Below are 18,935 nucleotides of genomic sequence, written 5' to 3'. Positions count from 1 at the left end.
CCCGCGCGGTGTTCGCACCATTGAGTGCTCGGGAGGGTCACAGTGCCGTGCCATCATGGGATGGTCTGCCACTCTCCAGCAGATTTCCGGCCCGTCGTCGTCCTGTTGGAGAGCCATGTCCGCATCACCCTCTGTCACTGTTTCCCCGGTCATCGATTACGAGCCGGCGCCCCTGACCACGTCGCGGATCGGGTCGCGGTCGGTGCTGCACCGGCTGTCTCCGCGACCGGCGCGCCGCCGGCCGGGCCGCTGCGAACCGGTGCCCCCGAAATCGGCGGTGGTGTTCGCCGAGACCGCGGTACGCCAGCTCCTCGAGGTCATCGACCGGCGCCGGCCCGTCGCTCAGCTGCGTCCGCTGATGACGCCGGTGCTCGTCGAATGGGTGATCGCCCAGGCCGCGGAGGCACGCACCGGCAGCACCACGGTGCTGAGGGTGCGTACCCGGGCCGTCGACAGCGCCGGTGACGACGTCGGCGCCGCCGAGGTCTTCGGTTCGTTCCGCCGCGCCGGACGGGTGCACGCGATCGCCGCACGCATCGAACGGCACCGCGACGGGTGGCGCATCGTCGCGCTGCAGATCGGGTGAGACGCGTCAGCGCCGCTTGGCGTGCTTGCCTCCGGCCTTCTGCTGGCGGGCGGCCTCGCGACGCTCACGCCGCGACCCACCGGCCGGCTTGGCGCCACCGGTGCGCTTGATCTCCACGCCGCCGTCCTCGGACGGTCCGGAGTACGTGAGCGGCTGCTGCTGGTCGTCGATGCCCTTGGCGCGCACTGCGGGTGCGGGCCGCTCCTTCGTGGCCACACCGCCACCCTGCTGAGCGGCTGCGGCGGCGAACTCGGCGAGCCCGGACGGCGGCGCCACCGGGGCCACGGCTGGTTGAGGCGCGGCTTCGACCTGCACGTTGAACAGGAAGCCGACCGACTCCTCCTTCATGCCCTCGAGCATGCCGACGAACATGTCGTAACCCTCGCGGGCGTATTCGACCTCCGGACGCTGCTGGGCCAGCCCGCGCAGGCCGATGCCCTCACGCAGGTAGTCCATCTCGTAGAGGTGCTCACGCCATTTGCGGTCGAGCACGTTGAGCAGCACGTTGCGTTCCAGCTGGCGCATCGCGCCCTCGCCGGCGATCGCGTCGATCTCGCGTTCCCGCTCGGCGTAGGCGCGCTCGGCGTCTTCGAGCAGCGCGGTGAGCAGTTCGTCGCGGGTCAGCTCGCCGGGCTCACCGATGGCGTCGGAATCGAGCAGATCATGGTGATCGATACCCACCGGATACAGCTGCTTGAGGCCTTCCCACAGCTTCTCCAGATCCCAGTCCTCCGAGTAACCCTCGGCGGTGGCGCCGTCGACATAGGCAGTGATGACGTCGCGCAGGATGTCGCGGGCCTGTTCGGCGAGGTTCTCCCCCTCGAGGATGCGGCGACGCTCGGCGTAGATGACCTTGCGTTGCTGGTTCATCACCTCGTCGTACTTGAGAACTTCCTTACGGATGTCGAAGTTCTGCTGCTCGACCTGGGTCTGGGCGCTCTTGATGGCGCGCGAGACCATCTTGGCCTCGATCGGCACGTCGTCGGGCAGGTTCAGCCGCGTCAGCAACGTCTCCAGGGTGGCGCCGTTGAAGCGGCGCATCAGCTCGTCGGCCAACGACAGGTAGAAGCGGGACTCGCCGGGGTCACCCTGACGGCCGGAGCGGCCACGCAGCTGGTTGTCGATACGACGCGACTCGTGGCGTTCGGTGCCCAGCACGTAGAGGCCGCCGGCGGCGATGACGTCCTTGGCTTCGGCCTCGACCTCGGCTTTGACGTGCGGCAACTCCTCGTGCCAGGCCTGCTCGTACTCGTCGGGGGTTTCGATCGGATCCAGTCCGCGCTGACGGAGTCGGCGGTCCAGCAGGTAGTCGACGTTGCCGCCGAGCACGATGTCGGTACCGCGACCGGCCATGTTGGTGGCGACTGTGACCGCACCGAGGCGACCGGCCTCGGCGATGATGCCGGCTTCCTGCTCGTGGTACTTGGCGTTGAGGACGTTGTGCGGGATGCGCCGCTTCTGGAACTGGCGCGACAGGAATTCCGACCGCTCGACGCTGGTGGTGCCGATCAGGACCGGCTGGCCCTTCTCGTAGCGCTCGGTGACGTCGTCGACGACCGCCATGAACTTGGCTTCTTCGGTCTTGTAGATCAGGTCCGACTGATCCTGACGGATCATCGGCTTGTTGGTGGGGATCGTCACCACGCCGAGCTTGTAGATCTCGTAGAGCTCAGCCGCCTCGGTCTCGGCGGTGCCGGTCATGCCGGCGAGCTTGTCGTAGAGCCGGAAGTAGTTCTGCAGGGTGATCGTGGCGACCGTCTGGTTCTCCGCCTTGATCTCGACGTGCTCTTTGGCCTCGATGGCCTGGTGCAGGCCCTCGTTGTAGCGGCGACCGACCAGCACGCGACCGGTGAAGTCGTCGACGATGAGCACCTCGCCGTTGCGGACGATGTAGTGCTTGTCGCGCTCGAAGAGCTCCTTGGCCTTGATCGCGTTGTTGAGGTAGCTGATCAGCGGCGAGTTGGCCGCCTCGTAGAGGTTGTCGATGCCGAGCTGGTCCTCGACGAACTCGACGCCGAGCTCGTGGACACCCACCACGCGCTTCTTGATGTCCACCTCGTAGTGGACGTCTTTCTCCATCATCGGCGCCAGGCGGGCGAACTCGGTGTACCAGTTCGAGCCGCCGTCGGCCGGACCGGAGATGATCAGCGGCGTACGGGCCTCGTCGATGAGGATGGAGTCGACCTCGTCGACGATCGCGAAGTTGTGGCCGCGCTGCACGCAGTCCTCGAGCCGCAGCGCCATGTTGTCGCGCAGGTAGTCGAAGCCGAACTCGTTGTTGGTGCCGTAGGTGATGTCGGCGTTGTAGGCCGCCCGACGCTCGTCGGGCGTCATCTGGGACAGGATCACGCCGACGTCGAGGCCGAGGAAGCGGTGCACGCGGCCCATCTGCTCGGCGTCGCGCTTGGCCAGGTAGTCGTTGACCGTGACGATGTGCATGCCCTTGCCGGCCAGCGCGTTGAGGTAGGCCGGCAGCACGGCGGTCAGGGTCTTGCCCTCACCGGTCTTCATCTCGGCGACGTTGCCGAAGTGCAGCGCCGCACCGCCCATCACCTGGACGTCGAAGTGACGCTGGTTGAGCACCCGCCAGGCCGCCTCGCGGGCGACGGCGAACGCTTCGGGAAGCAGATCGTCGAGGCTTTCGCCCTTCTCTACGCGGGCCTTGAACTCGTCGGTCTTGCCGCGCAGTTCGGCGTCGGAAAGCTTCTCGACGTCGTCGGACAGGGTGTTGACGTAGTCAGCCACCCCCTTGAGGCGCTTGACCATGCGGCCTTCGCCGAGTCGGAGCAACTTCGAGAGCACGTGCTTGATCCTCTTAACTTCGTGGATGTGTCCGGTTTCAGACGTTTCAGACCGACACCATCGTAGGGGACTGCACGTAATCGCTGGTCATACACAGCACGAGTCCCCCGGATTCGTGCGCCGGGGGACTCGTGGTGGCGGTCAGGCGAGCCGGATCAGGCCGTAATCGAAGGCGTGGCGGCGATAGACCACCGTCGGCTTGTCCGTCTCCTTGTCATGAAACAGGAAGAAATCGTGGCCGACGAGCTCCATCTCGTAGAGGGCGTCATCGACGGTCATCGGGGTTGCCGGATGTTCCTTGACGCGGACGATCCGGCCCGGAGTGTGGTCGTCGAGGTCGGCGTGGGTGTCGGTGGCCGTCTCCGAGTTCTGGGTCGGCGGAGCGAAGGCACGCTCGAGGTGTTCCAGCGAGGTGGCCTCGGCCAGCGACAGCGGGGTCTTGTCCCCATAGTGGATCTTGCGACGGTCTTTGCTCTTGCGCAGCCGGGCCTCGAGTTTGCTCACGGCAGATTCGAAGGCGGCGTAGAAGCTGTCGGCGCAGGCTTCGCCGCGGACCACGGGGCCCCGGCCGCGCGCAGTGATCTCGACGTGTTGGCAGTTCTTGCGCTGGCGCCGGTTCTTCTCGTGGTCGAGTTCGACGTCGAACAGGTAGATGGTGCGGTCGAACCGCTCCAGGCGGGACAGTTTCTCGGACACGTAGACCCGGAAGTGGTCGGGGATCTCCACATTGCGACCCTTGACCACCACTTCGGCGTTCGGGGTCGGCTGCGACGGTTCTTCGTCGGCCACCATGGTGGTCTTGGATTCGGCGGAATACCTTGACATGCTTGGCAACTCGATCCTCTTTCGCCCGTGCACGACGTTGCGTGCAGTGTGATCTAGATACGAAATCGCACCGACGAGGCCCTACCTGGTTTTCGCCGCCCGCCGGTGCAAGGTGTCGACTACTCACCTCCTATCGCAATTGCGATACCGGCGTCTCGCGTCGTGAACGCCGCCGTGAGATGTTCACGGACTGTTGGTGCCGACGGTAGTCCGTAGTTCGCAACTCGGCCACTGATTCGGCCTACCTGTTTTCAGTTCTTCATGCCGGGTTGATCCCGGGGTAATGGTTTACGCGTGCGCCAGCGCCACTACCGCGGCGACATTGGTACCGGACGTTTGCAGGACGCGGACCGACTCCGTGGCCGTGGCGCCGGTGGTGACGATGTCGTCGACGACGATCGCCTGGCCGATGACGGGTGCGACGCACCGAATGCGTCCGGCGATGTTGCGTTGACGATCGGCGCTGGACAGGCCGACCGAATCGCGGGTGAAGGCCTTCAGGTGCAGCGCCGGGGTGACCTGTACGCCGGGCAGGTGTTGGGCGGCGGCGTGCGCGATCCGGGCGACCGGGTCACCCCCGCGTCGTCGCGCGGCGCTGCGGCGGGTCGGGGCGGGGATCACGGTGAGCGGAATGTCCAGCACGTTCCAGGTCAGCAGCTGGTCCAAGGCGTCTTTCAACGCCTCGGCGAGCACCGGGACCAAGTCGGCGCGGCCGTGCTCCTTGAGCGCGACGATCGCGCGTCTGCGTGAGCCCGCGTACCGCCCGAGCGACAAGACTGGGACGCCGGGATCGACTCGCGGGGTCACGACGTGCGGCTCGTCGAGTCTGACGGCGAGTTCCTCGGCGCAGCTCGGGCACCATTTCGTGCCGGGCGCACCGCAGCCGCCGCACTGCAGCGGCAGGACGAGGTCGAGCATGTGGTCAGTGTGCGTTCAGGCTCGGACAATCGGTGCGGGGCTTTGGCGTTGTTGACTCCGTGAAGCGTCTGCACCTCGTCATCGGCCAGCGCATACGACCACGCGCGGATTCCACGCGGCGGCCGCCGGTTGGCCCAGATGACCTCCGCTGGCCATCGCCGGTCGGTCCATCTGGCGCCGTGCATGGCGGCCGCCGACCGGCCTGCGACGACGCCGTCGCGACCCGTCCACAGCCGGGCTGCCTTCGCCCGCGTGATCGCCGTGAATGGCGCCTCGGGACGCAGGTAGACGTCGGGGTAGATCGCGCGGAAATCAGTTCGCAGCCGGTGCCTCGTCAGACGGCCCGCTCTGCGGGCTTCGCTACCAAGGAACGACTCGGTCATGGCCGAAGTGTGCAACCGAGGACCGACAGGTCTTGACCGACAAATTGGTGCCGACCAGCCCTCGCGCGCTCCGGTAATCTCGACGCCGACTGCCGTGACGAAAAGGGGGACCCGTGGGCGATCCACCACCGTTGAAGGTCGATCCTCCCGCTCTCACCTGGGATCCTGCCGTTGTCAATGTGCCGCCGTTGCCAGTCATCCCGCCCGGTGGCGATCCGATGAGCACTCTCATTTCGTCCGTCATGCCGGGGCTCGCGGCCGAATTGGCCACCCACGTCGCCGAAACGCACGCGCGTGAACAGCGCTTCGCCGGCAATCTCGCGGGGGCGCGCGCCGCTTACCAGTCGACCGACCAGTCCGGTGGCGAGGAAATCCGCACCGTGGCCGACACCCAGTTGGCCCCCTCTGCGGCCGCCCCTCCGACAGCAGGCGCGGGTGGTGCAGGAGCTCAGGGGCAGATGGGCCAATTCATGAGTACCGCCATGCAGATGGGCAGCCAAGCGGCGCAGGCGCCGGCGCAGATCGGCGGCATGATCGCTTCCGCGCCGCAGGCCGCGATGCAAGCCGGCCAAGGTGCGTTTCAGCAGATTTCGCAGATCGCCGGGCAGTTCGAAAAGTCTGAGGGCGGCCAAGACCCGATCCCGCCGGTTGACCAGGTCGTCGAGCAGAGTGACGACGAGTCACGCGAGTCCGAGCAACAACCTCCTGTCGAGCAGGGAGCTGAAGCCGGCGATTCCGCCGTCGAGCGTGCCCCGGAAACTGAGCGGGACGAAAAAGCTGAGCGGGACGAAGAACGTCTCGACCCAATTGACCTGTAGCTGAGGGCTTCAGCTACTGGCCGGGGCGGTCTCCAATGCCTCGGCGATGAGGCTGCTTTCGTGTTGCCAATAGACCCAGTCGGCGATTGCGGTTCGCTGCTCGCCGGCGTTTGTCGCGGTCTGCGCCTTGTGCAGCGCCAGCTTCATCGCGTGGTCGGAGTAGGTGCGCATGGCGGCGAGGTGCGCGGCGCCACGGGCTGTCGAGGTACTCATGAGGGGTTTGCAGACTTCGAACCACAGCACGGCTGAATTGTCTTCGGGCGCACTAGCATCCGCAGGGGCGACGGGGAGCAGTTGTGGGAGCTTGTCGTCGGCAGTGGCGGCGAGTGTCGCTGCGGCACCCGGGGCCAGGATCTCCAGCCGGGAACGGCCCTGCATCGTCCCGTCCTCGGGCATGTCATCAGGTTGCAGAACGATCTTCGCCACGCCGGCGTCGAATCCCTCGAACTGCTCTGCCGTAGCGATCACTACACGCAACTTCTGATTATGGTGCTGCGCCCATCCCTGCAGGGCGAGGATCGGGTAGGTCGCCCAGCGCCCGCGCTCGGCCGAAGGTATCGAATCATCGGCGGTGGCCATCTGAACACCTTGCGGCAGCTGAACATTCGCTGGGATGTAACCGATCCCGAAGCTGTTGGCCACGACGATGGTGCCGTCGGCAGTCAGGCCGGTGACCCAGAAGAAACCGAAATCGAAAATGTTGACGTTCAGAGCTGCCGCGATTCGGCGGGCAAGCTGCGTCGGGTCGTTGCCTTGGTGCTGACGCCGCAGGGCTCCTGCCGTCGCCGCCGTCGCGACGGCATCGCGTTCGGCACGGGCGGCCGAAACCGGAACCGGCGCGGGCCCAGCCGTTGACGATGTTGCGCTCGTCGAAGCGGGAGCGACACCGGGTCCGCCCGGCGGGGCGGCGGGAGCAGCACCGGCTGTCGGACCTCCCGGCCCGACAGGCGCGGGCGGACTGGGTGTGGTCGGCGGGCCCAACGGAACCGGTGGCGCAGGCGCGCCACCCACTGGGGCGCCACCAGTGACCGGCGCTCCACCGAAACCACCCGACGAGCCGCCCGAGAAACCTGGTGCCGATATCCCGGAGGCCGCAGCCGGGGCAGTCGGAGCGGGAGGAGGAGTGGGTGCCGCCGCGGGAGGTGGCACACTCAGCGGTGCGGGCGGTGGCTGGGAAATCGGCTGGGCCGTCGGCATTCCCGAGCCTGCCGTGCGGGCGGCACCAGCTGCGGACTTGTCAGCGCCGGCGCCAGTTGCTGCCGGGGATGTAGACGTGGAAGAGCCTCCAGTCCCGCTGGCACCGTTGCCCTTTACCGTCGACCCGGATCCGGTGCTCGAGCCGCTTGCAGAGGATGAGCCGGAAGACGATCCCATCGAGGAACTGGATGAGCTGCCGCTGCCTCCGCCAAAGCTCGATGACCCGCCGCCGCTTCCAGAACTCGCTCCTTGGCCCGATCCGCCCGGCTGGGCTGGCTGCCCCGAGTAGATGCCATCCGGGGACGGATGGGCCGGCGCTTCGGGAGCTTTCGGCAGTTGGGAACCTTGACCTGCGGAGCCGGTTACGGCGTTATCACCGCTCTTCCCGCCGGTGTCCGGAGCGTAGTACACCGGGTTGACGTACGGCGCTTGACTCGACTGCGTCACGTCACGCTCACGGCGTCCCCACGATTTGTCGTCAGTGTTCGACGCCTCCGCGCCGTCAGTTACAGGGCCAGCTCCACCTGTAATCCCGGCTACTCCAATGTTCCCCGCAAGTTCTGCTGCATTTGAGGAAACGATTTTCACGTTCTCGGACAGTCCAGCTGCGACTCTCGCTTCAATGAGCGCCTCGGCAGCCGAACGATCCTTGACAGTCCTATCCGTCTCGTCGCAGTCACGTTGAGTTTCTTCGGCATTGGCGTTTACGGCGATCTTGGTCTTGGTAACCGAGTTCTCCATGGCACGAAGCTTCTTTGAAACGCTGTCGGCGAGGTTTGCGTTCTTTTCGTGCGCGTCGATGATCGCACTTGCCTCTGAAAGGGCGGCGTCGCTAGCACCACCCTCCCACGCGTCGGCAAGCGACATCATCTGAGTTCGAAGCGCAGGAATCGTGGAGTGCCGAAGATGATCTCGGAATGATTCGAAGCTCAAGGCGGCCTGCGAAAGCGCGTCTTCATCTATCTCAGGCCAACCAGGTGGCACTACAGTTTGGCCACCGTACCTACTTGCATTGCGTTGTGTACTCCACCAACTCACAGCTGAGCCTCACATGCGGCTCCGAGGCCGCCTCCAAGAAATGTCGCGACTTTCCATAATTGATGGTCGTCCGGTTCGTAGGTGGGCAATGCATCCGCGAACGCGTTCATATAGGCCACGTACGTCTGTACCAAGTCAGCGAGCACTGGATTAGTGGAGGTCTGCGCGATAGCTACTGCCCGCTTACCATCCTCTACTAGTACAGGTATCGCCGCTTGATTTAGCCTTCGCTCGTCCGCGCTCCATTCGGAAGCCCGTTTTGACGGGTCGCCGTCTGACCAACCACGGAGAATTCTGTCTTGTCGGTCCATCAGTGCGGTGAGCTCGTTACAACTGGGCTCGGTGTCGCGTATGAATGCTGACAGTTGAGCGGGCGTTTCAGAGGACGCGGGCACGGCCTCAGATATAAGGTCTCTGCCTAAAATAATTGGAACAGCGGTGCACATGAATGTCGCTGCTGAACCGAAATTCCCGGCCGTTCCAGCCAGCATCGAGTCTGCCCGAACGTAATTCGGGACCCGGTCGACGAAGGCGCGCCAGTACACGATCGTTTGTGCGATGAGTTCCTGTAGTGCAACATCGTTGGCCATCGGCAGTATGGACTCGAATTGATCGGCAGCGGACCTCATTGCATCAGCGGCGCGTTCGACGATATCTCGCTGCTCGGGACTCCAACCCGCGGCGGATATTGTCTTGTCGATTGCGTCCCATTCTCTCGTTTCCTCTGCCAACTCGTCCGCGTACTTAATCCAGTCGTCGCAGACCGGATCCTTCTCGGTAAGCAGACCCACGGTCCGATCCACACCGCCATCAGCTGATGGCGCCCCTGATCCATCCCCGCCCGACCTCGACTGCCACACCAACAACCCGACGACGAGCGCGACCACGGCTGCAAAGGAAAGTCCGACGATGATCCAGCGGCGGCGATTCGAATCACCGGACGGATCCGGCCAGACCTGATCGCCACCTCCGGGCGGCATCGGGGGCAATGACATGCGCTTATCCGAGCCTGTCAGCTGTCAGCCCACACCCCATGATCGGTCATGCTACCGGCCGCCCCGGCACGGCCAGCGCACCAATTTTGTGAAGCCATCCCCGACTCTCACCCCGGCAGCACCGGCAGCGCCCCTTGAACCATCAACGGCCGCACCTCAACCCAGCCCGCCTCCCCATCGGCATCGGACGCGGCCAGCTGCAGCACGCCCCGCTGATCAGCGACATACACCGACGACGGATTCGCCGCCACGGTCTTCACCGGCATCAGCAGGTTGCGGCTGGGCCCGTCGGAGTTCACGCCGTCGAGGTTGACGTAGGACACGGGATTCTGCGGGTCGGTGCGGGTGACGACGATGTCGTCGCCGGTCCGCCATGCCAGTGACACCACGCTGTTGCCCAAGCCGTAGCCCAGCCGGCGCGGGTAGGTCAGCGCGTAGCCCCCGTCGGGCGTCTGCTCGACCCCGGCGAGCACGACGCGCCCGTCGATCACCAGCGCGGCGCGGGTGCCGTCCCGCGAGAGTTGCAGTTCGCCGATCGCGCCGGGGAACCGTGTCGACACGGGCGAGGAATCCACCGGGATCCGCGCGGGCTGCCCCGACGCATCCTGTATCACCCGCACCACGTTGATGCCGTCGACCACCACCCAGATCGCGTCGTCGAGCGCCCACGACGGTCGGCTGAGGGTGCGTCCGTCCATCACCTGCGCGGCATTGCCGCCGAGCGGGCCGACCCACAGCGAGGACGCGACGTCGGGTGCGCCGGGCCGCAAGGTGACGACCGATGCGACTTCCTGACCACTGCGCGACAGCGACGCCGCGACCTGCTCGGGAATCTGGCCGAAGGACCCCGGTACGCGCGGTGCGCGAGAACCGTCCAGCGACACCAGCGACCCACCCACCAACGCATGCAGTCCAGCCGCGGCCCCGGCCGCCGCTCCGGGATCGGTGCCGGCCACGTCGACGGTGTCCCAGCCGTCGGCGAAACGATCGTCGAGGGCGGCACCGTCGGCGTTGATCACGTACGGTCCGTTGATACCGGCCCGCGACAGCGTCCAAATGATCTGCGCGGCAAGCAATTGGCGACTCTGCGGATCAGTGGTCGATAGATTCTCCAAGTCCACCCGCGCTCCGCCGTATCCGCGGCCCACACCGGTCTTCCCGCCGTCGGCGCGCGTTACCGGCCCGCGCAGCCGCAGCGGCGGTGCGAGCAGATTGCGGACCGTCCTGGCCATTTCGGGACGCTGCCCGGCGATCAACTTGCTGACCAGTTCGGTGGCAAGCTGATCGGCTTCGGACACCGCAACATAGCGCGGGTCGGGCACGACGGTCTTGCCCGTCGGATCCGCGAAGTACAAGGTGTGCCGCTTGTAGGTGGACTGGAACTGCTGCCAGTCCAGGAACACTCCGTTGGGCAGACGGTCGATGCGCCACCCGTCGGGCGTTCTGACCAGTTCGATCGGTCCCGGATCGGGCAGTGCGCCCTCACCGGTCTCGAAGACGCCCATGTCGGACAGCGAGCCCAGAATGTCGGCCTTCATCGTGACCGAAACCCGTTGCGGCGTCCGATTTTCAACGAACACCACGTTGTCGATCAGCAAGGCGCTGCCCGCGTCGTCCCATCCACTCGACGCCGACTCGGTGAGGAACTGCCGCGCTGCGAGATGTCGGTTCGAGGGATCCGCCGTGGCCTTGAGGAATTCCCGCAGCAGCACATCGGGATCCATGCCCGGCGTGGGCTTGGGCAGGCTCGGCGGCGCGGGGCGCTCCACGGTGCCGATCGCCTGCGGCGACGACGAACTCGGCACACCGGCGCACCCGGACAGCGCCACCACAAGACACAGCAGGCAGGCCGACGCCAAAGCACGCATCACACGCGCTCCCCCGCGGGTTCACGCGCAGACTTCCCGCCGGTGGGCTCGTCGATCGGCTTGACCGGCAACGGACTACTGGTCACCTTGTGCCCACGCACCAGCGGCAGGGTCAGGCGGAAGCAGGCACCGTTGCCGGGTTCGCCCCAGGCTTCGAGCCGGCCCTGGTGCAGCCGCGCGTCCTCGATGCTGATGGCCAGACCCAGTCCGGTCCCGCCGGAACGACGGACCCGCGACGGGTCGGCGCGCCAGAACCGGCTGAAGACCAACTTCTCCTCGCCGGGCCGCAGGCCGACGCCGTAGTCGCGGACGGTCACCGCGACGGTGTCCTCGTCGGCGGCCATCCGGATGCGTACGGGTTTGTGTTCGGCGTGGTCGATGGCGTTGGCGATCAGGTTGCGCAGGATCCGCTCGACGCGGCGCGGGTCGACCTCGGCGATCACCTCGTCGCCGGGGAGGTCGAACACCAATTCCACGCCGGCGCCTTCGGCGAGGTGGCCGACGTTGTCCAGCGCGCTCTGCACGATGTTGCGCAGATCGACGGCCTCGACGGCCAGCTCGGCGACGCCGGCATCGTGACGCGAGATCTCGAGCAGATCGTTGAGCAGGGACTCGAACCGATCGAGTTCGTTGACCATCAGCTCGATCGAGCGCCGCAGCGACGGTTCGAGATCTTCGGAATGGTCGTGGATCAGATCGGCGGCCATCCGCACCGTCGTCAACGGGGTGCGTAGCTCGTGGCTGACGTCGGAGGTGAAGCGCCGCTGCAGATTTCCGAACTCCTCGAGTTGGGTGATCTGTCGGTGCAGGCTCTCGGCCATGTCGTTGAACGACATCGCCAGCCGGGCCATGTCGTCCTCGCCACGCACCGGCATCCGCTCGGTCAGGTGCCCTTCGGCGAAACGTTCGGCGATCCGCGAGGCCGACCGCACCGGCAGCACGATCTGGCGCGCCACCAGCAAAGCGATCGCGGCCAGCAAACCGAGCAGCACCACGCCGCCGGTGGCCATCGTGCCGCGCACCAGCGCGATCGTCGACTCTTCACTCTTGAGCGGGAAGATCAGGTACAGCTCGAGATTGGTGACCGACGACGACGTCGGGCTGCCGACGATCAGCGCCGGACCGGAAAAGCCGTCAGTGTGCACGGTGGCGTACTGGTAGCTGACCTGGCCGGCCTTGACGAACTCGCGCAGTGTCTCCGGAACCTGGGCGATGGGTCCGGCCGCGGTCGCCGCCCGCGGTCCGTCGCCCGGGACGATCAGCACGGCGTCGAACGAACCGGCCAGCCCCGCCCCGGCTTCGGCCTTGCGATCGATCAGGGTGTTGCGCGCCAGCTGCAGGCTGCTGTCCAGCGAGCGCGTCTCCTCGCCGCCGACGATCCCACTGACCGTGGTGCGAGCGCGTTCGATCTCCTCGGTGGCCGCGCCGACCTTGACTTCAAGGATGCGGTCGGTGATCTGGCTGCTGAGCACGAAGCCGAGCACCAGGATGACGGCGAGCGACAAGCCGAGGGTCAGCGTCACCACGCGCAGCTGCAAGGAACGGCGCCACGCCAGGCTCAGCGCACGTCCGAGCGCGGTCAGACCACGAACCAGCGGTGCCGAGCGGCGGTGGATCCGCCGCCGCGAGCCGAAGATCACGGGGACCGCCGGGACACAGAGACGGTGAACCGTCCGATCACGACAACGGTGAACCGTCCAATCACGACGACGGTGAACCGTCCGATCACGGAGGTCCGGCCTTGTATCCCACTCCTCGAACGGTCAACACCACCTGCGGGTTCTCCGGATCCTTCTCGACCTTGGCCCGCAGCCGCTGGACATGCACGTTCACCAAACGGGTGTCCGCGGGATGCCGGTAACCCCACACCTGTTCGAGCAGCACATCACGAGTAAACACCTGCCGCGGTTTGCGTGCCAGCGCCACCAACAGGTCGAACTCCAGCGGCGTCAGGGAGATCTGCTCGCCGTTGCGGGTCACCTTGTGTGCAGGCACGTCGATGTCGACGTCGGCGATGGACAGCATCTCGGCGGGCTCGTCCTCGTTGCGGCGCAGCCGTGCCCGCACCCGCGCGACGAGTTCCTTGGGTTTGAACGGCTTCATCACATAGTCGTCGGCGCCCGACTCGAGGCCGAGCACAACGTCGACGGTGTCGGTCTTGGCCGTCAGCATCACGATCGGCACCCCGGAATCGGCGCGCAGCACCCGGCACACGTCGATGCCGTTCATGCCGGGCAGCATGAGATCCAGCAGCACCAGATCGGGGCGCAGTTCGCGCACAGCCGTCAGCGCCTGGGTACCGTCGCCGACCACCGCGGTGTCGAAGCCCTCACCACGCAGCACGATGGTGAGCATCTCGGCGAGCGAAGGGTCGTCGTCGACGACCAGGATCCTTTGCCTCATGGTGTCCATGGTGGCACCGAATTGCGATAAACCGGTGCTACCACACCGGGTGTTTCACGTGCTAGACGCAAAATGCTCGGCAAACGGCAGCCGGAGCTGTCACTAGAGTTCTGTCATGGAGCACCGCTACTTCGTCAATTCGGTCGATTCGTTCCTCAGCGACGCACTGCGCGGGTTCGTCGCCGCCAACCCCGGGATCACGTGGCATCGCGACCCCGGTTTCCTCGCGCGGGAGACGGCGACGCCACCGGGACGCGTGGCTCTGGTCTCCGGGGGCGGCTCCGGTCACGAGCCGATGCACAGCGGTCTGATCGGCGAGGGTCTGCTCGACGCGGTCTGTCCCGGGCTGATCTTCACCTCGCCGAATGCGTTGCAGATCGCCGCGGCGACCAAGCACGTCCACTCCGACGCCGGGGTGTTGCACATCGTCAAGAACTACACCGGCGACGTGATGAACTTCCGGATCGCGCGCGACATGGCCCGCGACGAGGGCATCGACACCGACTTCGTCCTGGTGGCCGACGACGTGGCCACCGAATCCGACGACGGCTCGCCCGGGCGTCGAGGCACCGGCGCCACCATCGTGGTGGAGAAGATCTGCGGTGCAGCGGCCGCGGAGGGCGCCGCGCTGGGCGACCTCGCGGCGTTGGGCAAACGGGTCGCCGATAACGCGCGCAGCATGTCGGTGGCGTTGACGGCGTGCACGGTGCCGGGCGCCGACGAACCCTCGTTCGACCTCGGTGACGACGAGATGGAACTCGGGGTCGGCATCCACGGTGAGTCCGGCGCCGACCGGACCCAGTGGCGCCCTGCCGGCGAGATCGTGCACGCCTTGATGGAGCGGATCAACGCGTCGTTGCGACTGTCCGCGGGTGACGACGTGCTGGTGGTTGTCAATGGTCTGGGCGGCACGCATCCGCTCGAACTGCATCTGGTGTTCGGCCACGTTCTCGACGAACTGGACAAACTCGATGTGCGGGTGACGCGCAGCCTCGTGGGCACGATGGTCACCGCGCTGGACATGCGGGGCGCGTCGGTGACGGTGGTGCGCGTCGACGACGAGATGGTCCGGTTGTGGGATGCGCCGACCGACGCGCCGGCCTGGCCGCGGTTGGTCGCTGCGGCGCCGAACCCGCTGACCGACACCTCGTTCGCCGACCCGCACGACACCGCTGATTCCGGACCGGAATGCGGGTGGCTGTCGGCGTTCGTCGACCGGGTGCGCGACAGCATCGACGATCTCACCGCGCTGGACCGCCAGGCCGGTGACGGCGACTTCGGTGTGAACATGTCGGCTGCGCTGCAACACTTCTCGTCGCCGCTACGCGGGTCCGACGCCGACGTGCTCGACGCGATCTCGCAGTCGTATCTCGTCCGCGCGGGCGGGACGTCGGGTGCGGTGTTCGGCACGCTGTTTCGGGAACTGTCCAAGGGCTTCGCCGACCACGACGATTTCACCGCCGCGTTGACCGCCGGCACGCAGGCCGCCCTGGACGCGATCGTCGAACTCGGCGGAGCAGAAGTCGGGGACAACACGGTCGTCGATGCTCTGTATCCAGCGAATGATGCTCTGCAGCAGGGGGATTCGCTGCAGAAGGTCGCCGAGGCCGCGACCGAGGGGGCCGAGTCGACGAAGGACCGGGTGGCCCGCAAAGGCCGCGCCAGCTACGTCGGCGACGCCGGTAAAGACGTCATCGATCCTGGCGCGTTGGTGGTGTCCTGGCTGTTCGAAGCGGCGGCCTCAGCCGGCTAGCCGGGTCTGGACCGGGTGAATGACGTTGTGCTGCTGACGGATCGACTGCAGCACCTCGTAGGCGATCTGCCGGATGCTGGCCGCGACCGGGTTGCTCGCGCGCAGCGACGCGCCGCTCCCTGCGTTCCGCTGTCCCGCTACATGGAGCACCAGTTGCTCACGCGAGTACTCGACGCCGTCGGTGTCGCGCAGCACAGGGTTGGTCCACCAGTGCTCGAACGAGATCCGCGAGCCGCGATCGATGTGACCGCCGTCCCGGGTGCGGATGGGCGCCGGTGGATACAAATTCATCTTCGGCACGAACTCACCACCGCGCCGCGCGCGGTTACCGACCTTCATCAACGTCAGGCACGCCGTCGGGCACTGCGTTTTCGGGTTCGGCACCCCGGCGGTGTCGACCCAGGCGAGCCGGTCCGCCACCCCGAGCGCGCCGATCAGCGCATCGTCGCCGTGAAGCAGTTCGCGAAGGTGCGCGGCAAGCACCACAGCCTGGTCGTAGTCGCCCTGGTCGAATCGCTCGCCGGCCGATCTCAAGCCGGCGACGACGTCGTCGAATCGCGCGATGAGTTCAATTCGGACTGCCATCTGTGTCCCCCGTAGCCCATGTCGCCGTAGCGACTCCCCTCAGGACGAGAGCCTAGACCTTCCGGTGGAGATATGTGTCACAACAAGCGTCCGGCCAGCTCGTGAGCGTCGATCTCGGGCGGCACAACCTCCCAGCGGCCGCCCCAATCGGCCTCGGCCAGCTGGGCGTAGACCGCTCCGGTCCGGCGCTGCAGCCCGTCATCCCGTTCGTAGGCGTCGCGGGCCCGGTCGACCTCAGCCGCGGCCCGGCTCACCGCGCGCTGCGCCGCCAGCTCGATGGGCACGTCGAGCAGGATCTGCCGGTCCGGGGCAGGGAGCTGCAGCCGTCCGTACTCGAGTTCCCGGACCCAGGTGACGACGTCGCCGTCGACGTCCTGGTGCAGCCGCGCCGCGCTGTAGGCGGCGTTGGAGGCGACGTAGCGGTCGAGGATCACGACGTCGTGCTCGGAACACAGCCGGTCGATGTCGTCGCGGGCGCCGGCACGGTCCATCGCGAACAACACCGCCATCGCGTACACCGAGTCGGCGAGGTCACCGTGGCCGCCGTGCAGCGCCTCGGCCGCCAGGTCAGCGTGCACGGACACGCCGTACCGCGGGAAGGCCAAGGTGGCCACCGACTTTCCGGCGGCGTTGAACCCTGCGCGCAGTCCGTCGGTGAGCGTGCGCTTGCCCGCGCCGTCGACCCCTTCGATCACGATGAGCACCGGGTGAGCTTAAAGCTAGCGCTCCATGCGATAGGACTGCAGCACCACGGTGTTGTGCTGCTCGTCGAGAAACGCCCGGGTGCTGGCCTGGTTGGCGCCGAAGATGATGTTGAGGTCGACGCCGGTGCGGAACGGTCCCGGCGGGACGGCCGGTTCGAGCACTTTCTGCACCGCGGGCTGCTGGCCGGACAACTCGGTGAAGTTGTCGGCGACGAGGTCGGTCATCGTCTCCGGCGCGATCTCGACGACGGCGTCGATCCAGACGACCCGGGTCGTCGAGGACTCCTCCGAAGAGTTGTCCCATTCGATCCACGACGCCGAGACCGGCGTGCCCAGCGCAGGGAATGCACGGGCCAGCGGTTCGGTGTCGTGACGGACTTCCAGAACCGGCCGAGTGGCGGTGGCCTCGGTGTCGTCCTGCTGTTGCTGTTGGCACGCCGTCAGCGTCAGCAGCAGGCCGAGTGCCACCGCCATCGAACCGATCTTCATCAGTAGCGGTAGTGCTCCGGCTTGTACGGGCCTTCGACGTCGACGCCGATGTACTCCGCCTGCTCCTTGGTGAGTCGGGTCAGGGTGCCGCCGAGGGCCTCGACGTGGATCTTGGCGACCTTCTCGTCGAGGTGCTTGGCCAGGCGGTAGACCTCGTTGTCGTACTCGTCGTTCTTCGTCCACAGCTCGATCTGCGCGATGACCTGGTTGGAGAAGCTGTTGCTCATCACGAACGACGGGTGGCCGGTGGCGTTGCCCAGGTTCAGCAGACGGCCCTCGGACAGCACGATGATCGCCTTGCCGTCGTCGAAGATCCACTGATCGACCTGCGGCTTGATATTGATGCGCTTGGCGCCGGAACGCTCCAGGGCGGCCATGTCGATCTCGTTGTCGAAGTGACCGATGTTGCCCAGGATCGCCTGGTGCTTCATAGCCTTCATGTGCTCGAGGGTGATGATGTCCTTGTTGCCCGTCGAGGTGATGACGATGTCGGACTCACCGATGGCCTGCTCGACGGTGACGACGTCGAAGCCGTCCATCAGCGCCTGCAGCGCGTTGATCGGGTCGATCTCGGTGACGGCCACGCGGGCACCCTGACCGGCCAGCGACTCGGCGCAGCCCTTGCCGACGTCGCCGTAGCCACAGATCAGAACCTTCTTTCCGCCGATCAGCACGTCGGTGCCGCGGTTGATGCCGTCGATCAGCGAGTGGCGGGTGCCGTACTTGTTGTCGAACTTGCTCTTGGTGACCGAGTCGTTGACGTTGATCGCCGGGAACGCCAGCTCGCCGGCCGCGGCGAACTGGTACAGACGCAGCACGCCGGTGGTGGTCTCCTCGGTGACACCCTTGACCGACTCAGCGATCTTGGTCCACTTGGTCTTGTCGGTCTCGAACCGCTCACGCAGCAGGTTCAGGAAGACCTTGTACTCGGCGGAGTCGTTCTCGTCGGCGGGCGGCACCACGCCGGCCTTCTCGAACTGTGCGCCGCGCAGCACCAGCATGGTGGCGTCGCCACCGTCGTCGAGGATCATGTTGGCCGGCTCGTTCGGCCAGGTCAGCATCTGCTCGGCGGCCCACCAGTATTCCTCGAGGGTCTCGCCCTTCCACGCGAACACCGGGGTGCCCTTGGGCTCCTCGGGGGTGCCGTGCGGGCCGACGACGACGGCCGCGGCGGCGTGGTCCTGGGTGGAGAAGATGTTGCAGGACGCCCAGCGGACCTCGGCGCCGAGCGCGGTCAGCGTCTCGATGAGCACGGCGGTCTGCACGGTCATGTGCAGCGAGCCGGAAATGCGTGCGCCCTTGAGCGGCTGCACCTCGGCGTATTCGTCGCGCAGGGCCATCAGGCCGGGCATTTCGTGTTCGGCCAGGCCGATCTCCTTGCGGCCGTATTCGGCCAGCGAGAGATCGGCGACCTTGTAGTCGATGCCGTTGCGGACATCGGCGGTCAGTGCGGGTCCAGTCATGGAGAGCCCCTCATATGTCGTTCGTCATTGCCTAGGAGCGCACAGCTGTGCGTGGCGACACCGGTAGCCTGCGGGCTCGCGGGACAGGCGCTCTGGCGTGATCGCTAG

16 protein-coding genes are annotated in these 18,935 nt (G+C 66.4%); 4 read left to right on the top strand and 12 right to left on the bottom strand.

Annotation, left to right across the window (positions count from 1 at the left end):
• Positions 1–115 precede the first annotated feature (115 nt).
• Complete coding sequence (locus tag ACAG25_RS22070; RefSeq protein WP_370490609.1) at positions 116–586, top strand: Rv3235 family protein; 471 nt, start codon at positions 116–118, stop codon at positions 584–586.
• Between the two features lie 6 nt (positions 587–592).
• Here ACAG25_RS22070 and secA read toward each other — a convergent pair whose 3' ends face one another.
• The 3 genes from secA to ACAG25_RS22055 all read right to left on the bottom strand — a co-directional run bounded on the left by secA (position 593) and on the right by ACAG25_RS22055 (position 5,131).
• Positions 593–3,388, bottom strand: a complete 2,796-nt coding sequence (gene secA, locus ACAG25_RS22065; protein ID WP_370490608.1) for a preprotein translocase subunit SecA — start codon at positions 3,386–3,388, stop codon at positions 593–595.
• A gap of 141 nt (positions 3,389–3,529) precedes the next feature.
• A complete protein-coding gene (gene hpf, locus ACAG25_RS22060; RefSeq protein WP_370490635.1) occupies positions 3,530–4,180 on the bottom strand; it encodes a ribosome hibernation-promoting factor, HPF/YfiA family in 651 nt (216 codons plus the stop codon).
• Between the two features lie 321 nt (positions 4,181–4,501).
• The gene (locus ACAG25_RS22055) at positions 4,502–5,131 is read right to left on the bottom strand and encodes a ComF family protein (RefSeq protein WP_370490607.1); all 630 of its coding nucleotides are present in this window, start codon (positions 5,129–5,131) and stop codon (positions 4,502–4,504) included.
• A gap of 496 nt (positions 5,132–5,627) precedes the next feature.
• On the opposite strand from ACAG25_RS22055, the gene ACAG25_RS22050 reads away from it, so the two are divergent.
• On the top strand, positions 5,628–6,332 hold the full coding sequence (locus tag ACAG25_RS22050) for a PE domain-containing protein (RefSeq protein WP_370490606.1): 705 nt from the start codon (positions 5,628–5,630) through the stop codon (positions 6,330–6,332).
• Between the two features lie 9 nt (positions 6,333–6,341).
• On the opposite strand, the gene ACAG25_RS22045 is transcribed toward ACAG25_RS22050, so the two are convergent.
• Positions 6,342–7,313, bottom strand: a complete 972-nt coding sequence (locus tag ACAG25_RS22045) for a secretion protein EccK (RefSeq protein ID WP_370490605.1) — start codon at positions 7,311–7,313, stop codon at positions 6,342–6,344.
• 292 nt (positions 7,314–7,605) lie between these two features.
• Between ACAG25_RS22045 and ACAG25_RS22040 the strand changes: the two genes are divergently transcribed.
• On the top strand, positions 7,606–7,818 hold the full coding sequence (locus ACAG25_RS22040) for a hypothetical protein (RefSeq protein ID WP_370490604.1): 213 nt from the start codon (positions 7,606–7,608) through the stop codon (positions 7,816–7,818).
• A 745-nt stretch (positions 7,819–8,563) separates the two neighbouring features.
• Here the strand turns inward: ACAG25_RS22040 and ACAG25_RS22035 are convergent.
• The 4 genes from ACAG25_RS22035 to mtrA form a co-directional block, all read right to left on the bottom strand.
• Positions 8,564–9,562 (bottom strand): hypothetical protein, encoded by a 999-nt coding sequence (locus ACAG25_RS22035; protein ID WP_370490603.1) that lies wholly within the window; start codon positions 9,560–9,562, stop codon positions 8,564–8,566.
• A 107-nt stretch (positions 9,563–9,669) separates the two neighbouring features.
• The gene (gene lpqB, locus ACAG25_RS22030; RefSeq protein ID WP_370490602.1) at positions 9,670–11,430 is read right to left on the bottom strand and encodes an MtrAB system accessory lipoprotein LpqB; all 1,761 of its coding nucleotides are present in this window, start codon (positions 11,428–11,430) and stop codon (positions 9,670–9,672) included.
• On the bottom strand, positions 11,430–13,070 hold the full coding sequence (gene mtrB / locus ACAG25_RS22025; protein ID WP_370490601.1) for an MtrAB system histidine kinase MtrB: 1,641 nt from the start codon (positions 13,068–13,070) through the stop codon (positions 11,430–11,432). Before mtrB ends, lpqB begins: the two co-directional genes overlap by 1 nt.
• A gap of 85 nt (positions 13,071–13,155) precedes the next feature.
• Positions 13,156–13,842, bottom strand: a complete 687-nt coding sequence (gene mtrA / locus ACAG25_RS22020) for a two-component system response regulator MtrA (RefSeq protein ID WP_098005155.1) — start codon at positions 13,840–13,842, stop codon at positions 13,156–13,158.
• Between the two features lie 106 nt (positions 13,843–13,948).
• On the opposite strand from mtrA, the gene ACAG25_RS22015 reads away from it, so the two are divergent.
• The gene (locus tag ACAG25_RS22015; protein WP_370490600.1) at positions 13,949–15,586 is read left to right on the top strand and encodes a dihydroxyacetone kinase family protein; all 1,638 of its coding nucleotides are present in this window, start codon (positions 13,949–13,951) and stop codon (positions 15,584–15,586) included.
• Here the strand turns inward: ACAG25_RS22015 and ACAG25_RS22010 are convergent.
• The 4 genes from ACAG25_RS22010 to ahcY form a co-directional block, all read right to left on the bottom strand.
• Positions 15,575–16,171, bottom strand: coding sequence for a hypothetical protein (locus tag ACAG25_RS22010; protein ID WP_370490599.1), 597 nt, complete (start codon positions 16,169–16,171; stop codon positions 15,575–15,577). The two genes, ACAG25_RS22015 and ACAG25_RS22010, sit on opposite strands and share 12 nt — an antisense overlap.
• Positions 16,172–16,248: 77 nt before the next feature.
• On the bottom strand, positions 16,249–16,875 hold the full coding sequence (locus tag ACAG25_RS22005) for a dTMP kinase (RefSeq protein ID WP_370490598.1): 627 nt from the start codon (positions 16,873–16,875) through the stop codon (positions 16,249–16,251).
• A 15-nt stretch (positions 16,876–16,890) separates the two neighbouring features.
• Entirely contained in the window at positions 16,891–17,364 is a 474-nt protein-coding gene (locus ACAG25_RS22000; RefSeq protein WP_370490597.1) for a hypothetical protein, read from the bottom strand.
• Positions 17,364–18,827, bottom strand: coding sequence for an adenosylhomocysteinase (gene ahcY / locus ACAG25_RS21995; protein WP_370490596.1), 1,464 nt, complete (start codon positions 18,825–18,827; stop codon positions 17,364–17,366). Before ahcY ends, ACAG25_RS22000 begins: the two co-directional genes overlap by 1 nt.
• Between the last annotated feature and the right edge of the window lie 108 nt (positions 18,828–18,935).

The organism is Mycobacterium sp. pV006 (assembly GCF_041287115.1).
In the GTDB taxonomy this organism is placed as follows: domain Bacteria; phylum Actinomycetota; class Actinomycetes; order Mycobacteriales; family Mycobacteriaceae; genus Mycobacterium.
The sequence above is the reverse complement of the archived record's forward strand: the minus strand, read 5'-3'. Positions and strand labels throughout refer to the sequence as shown.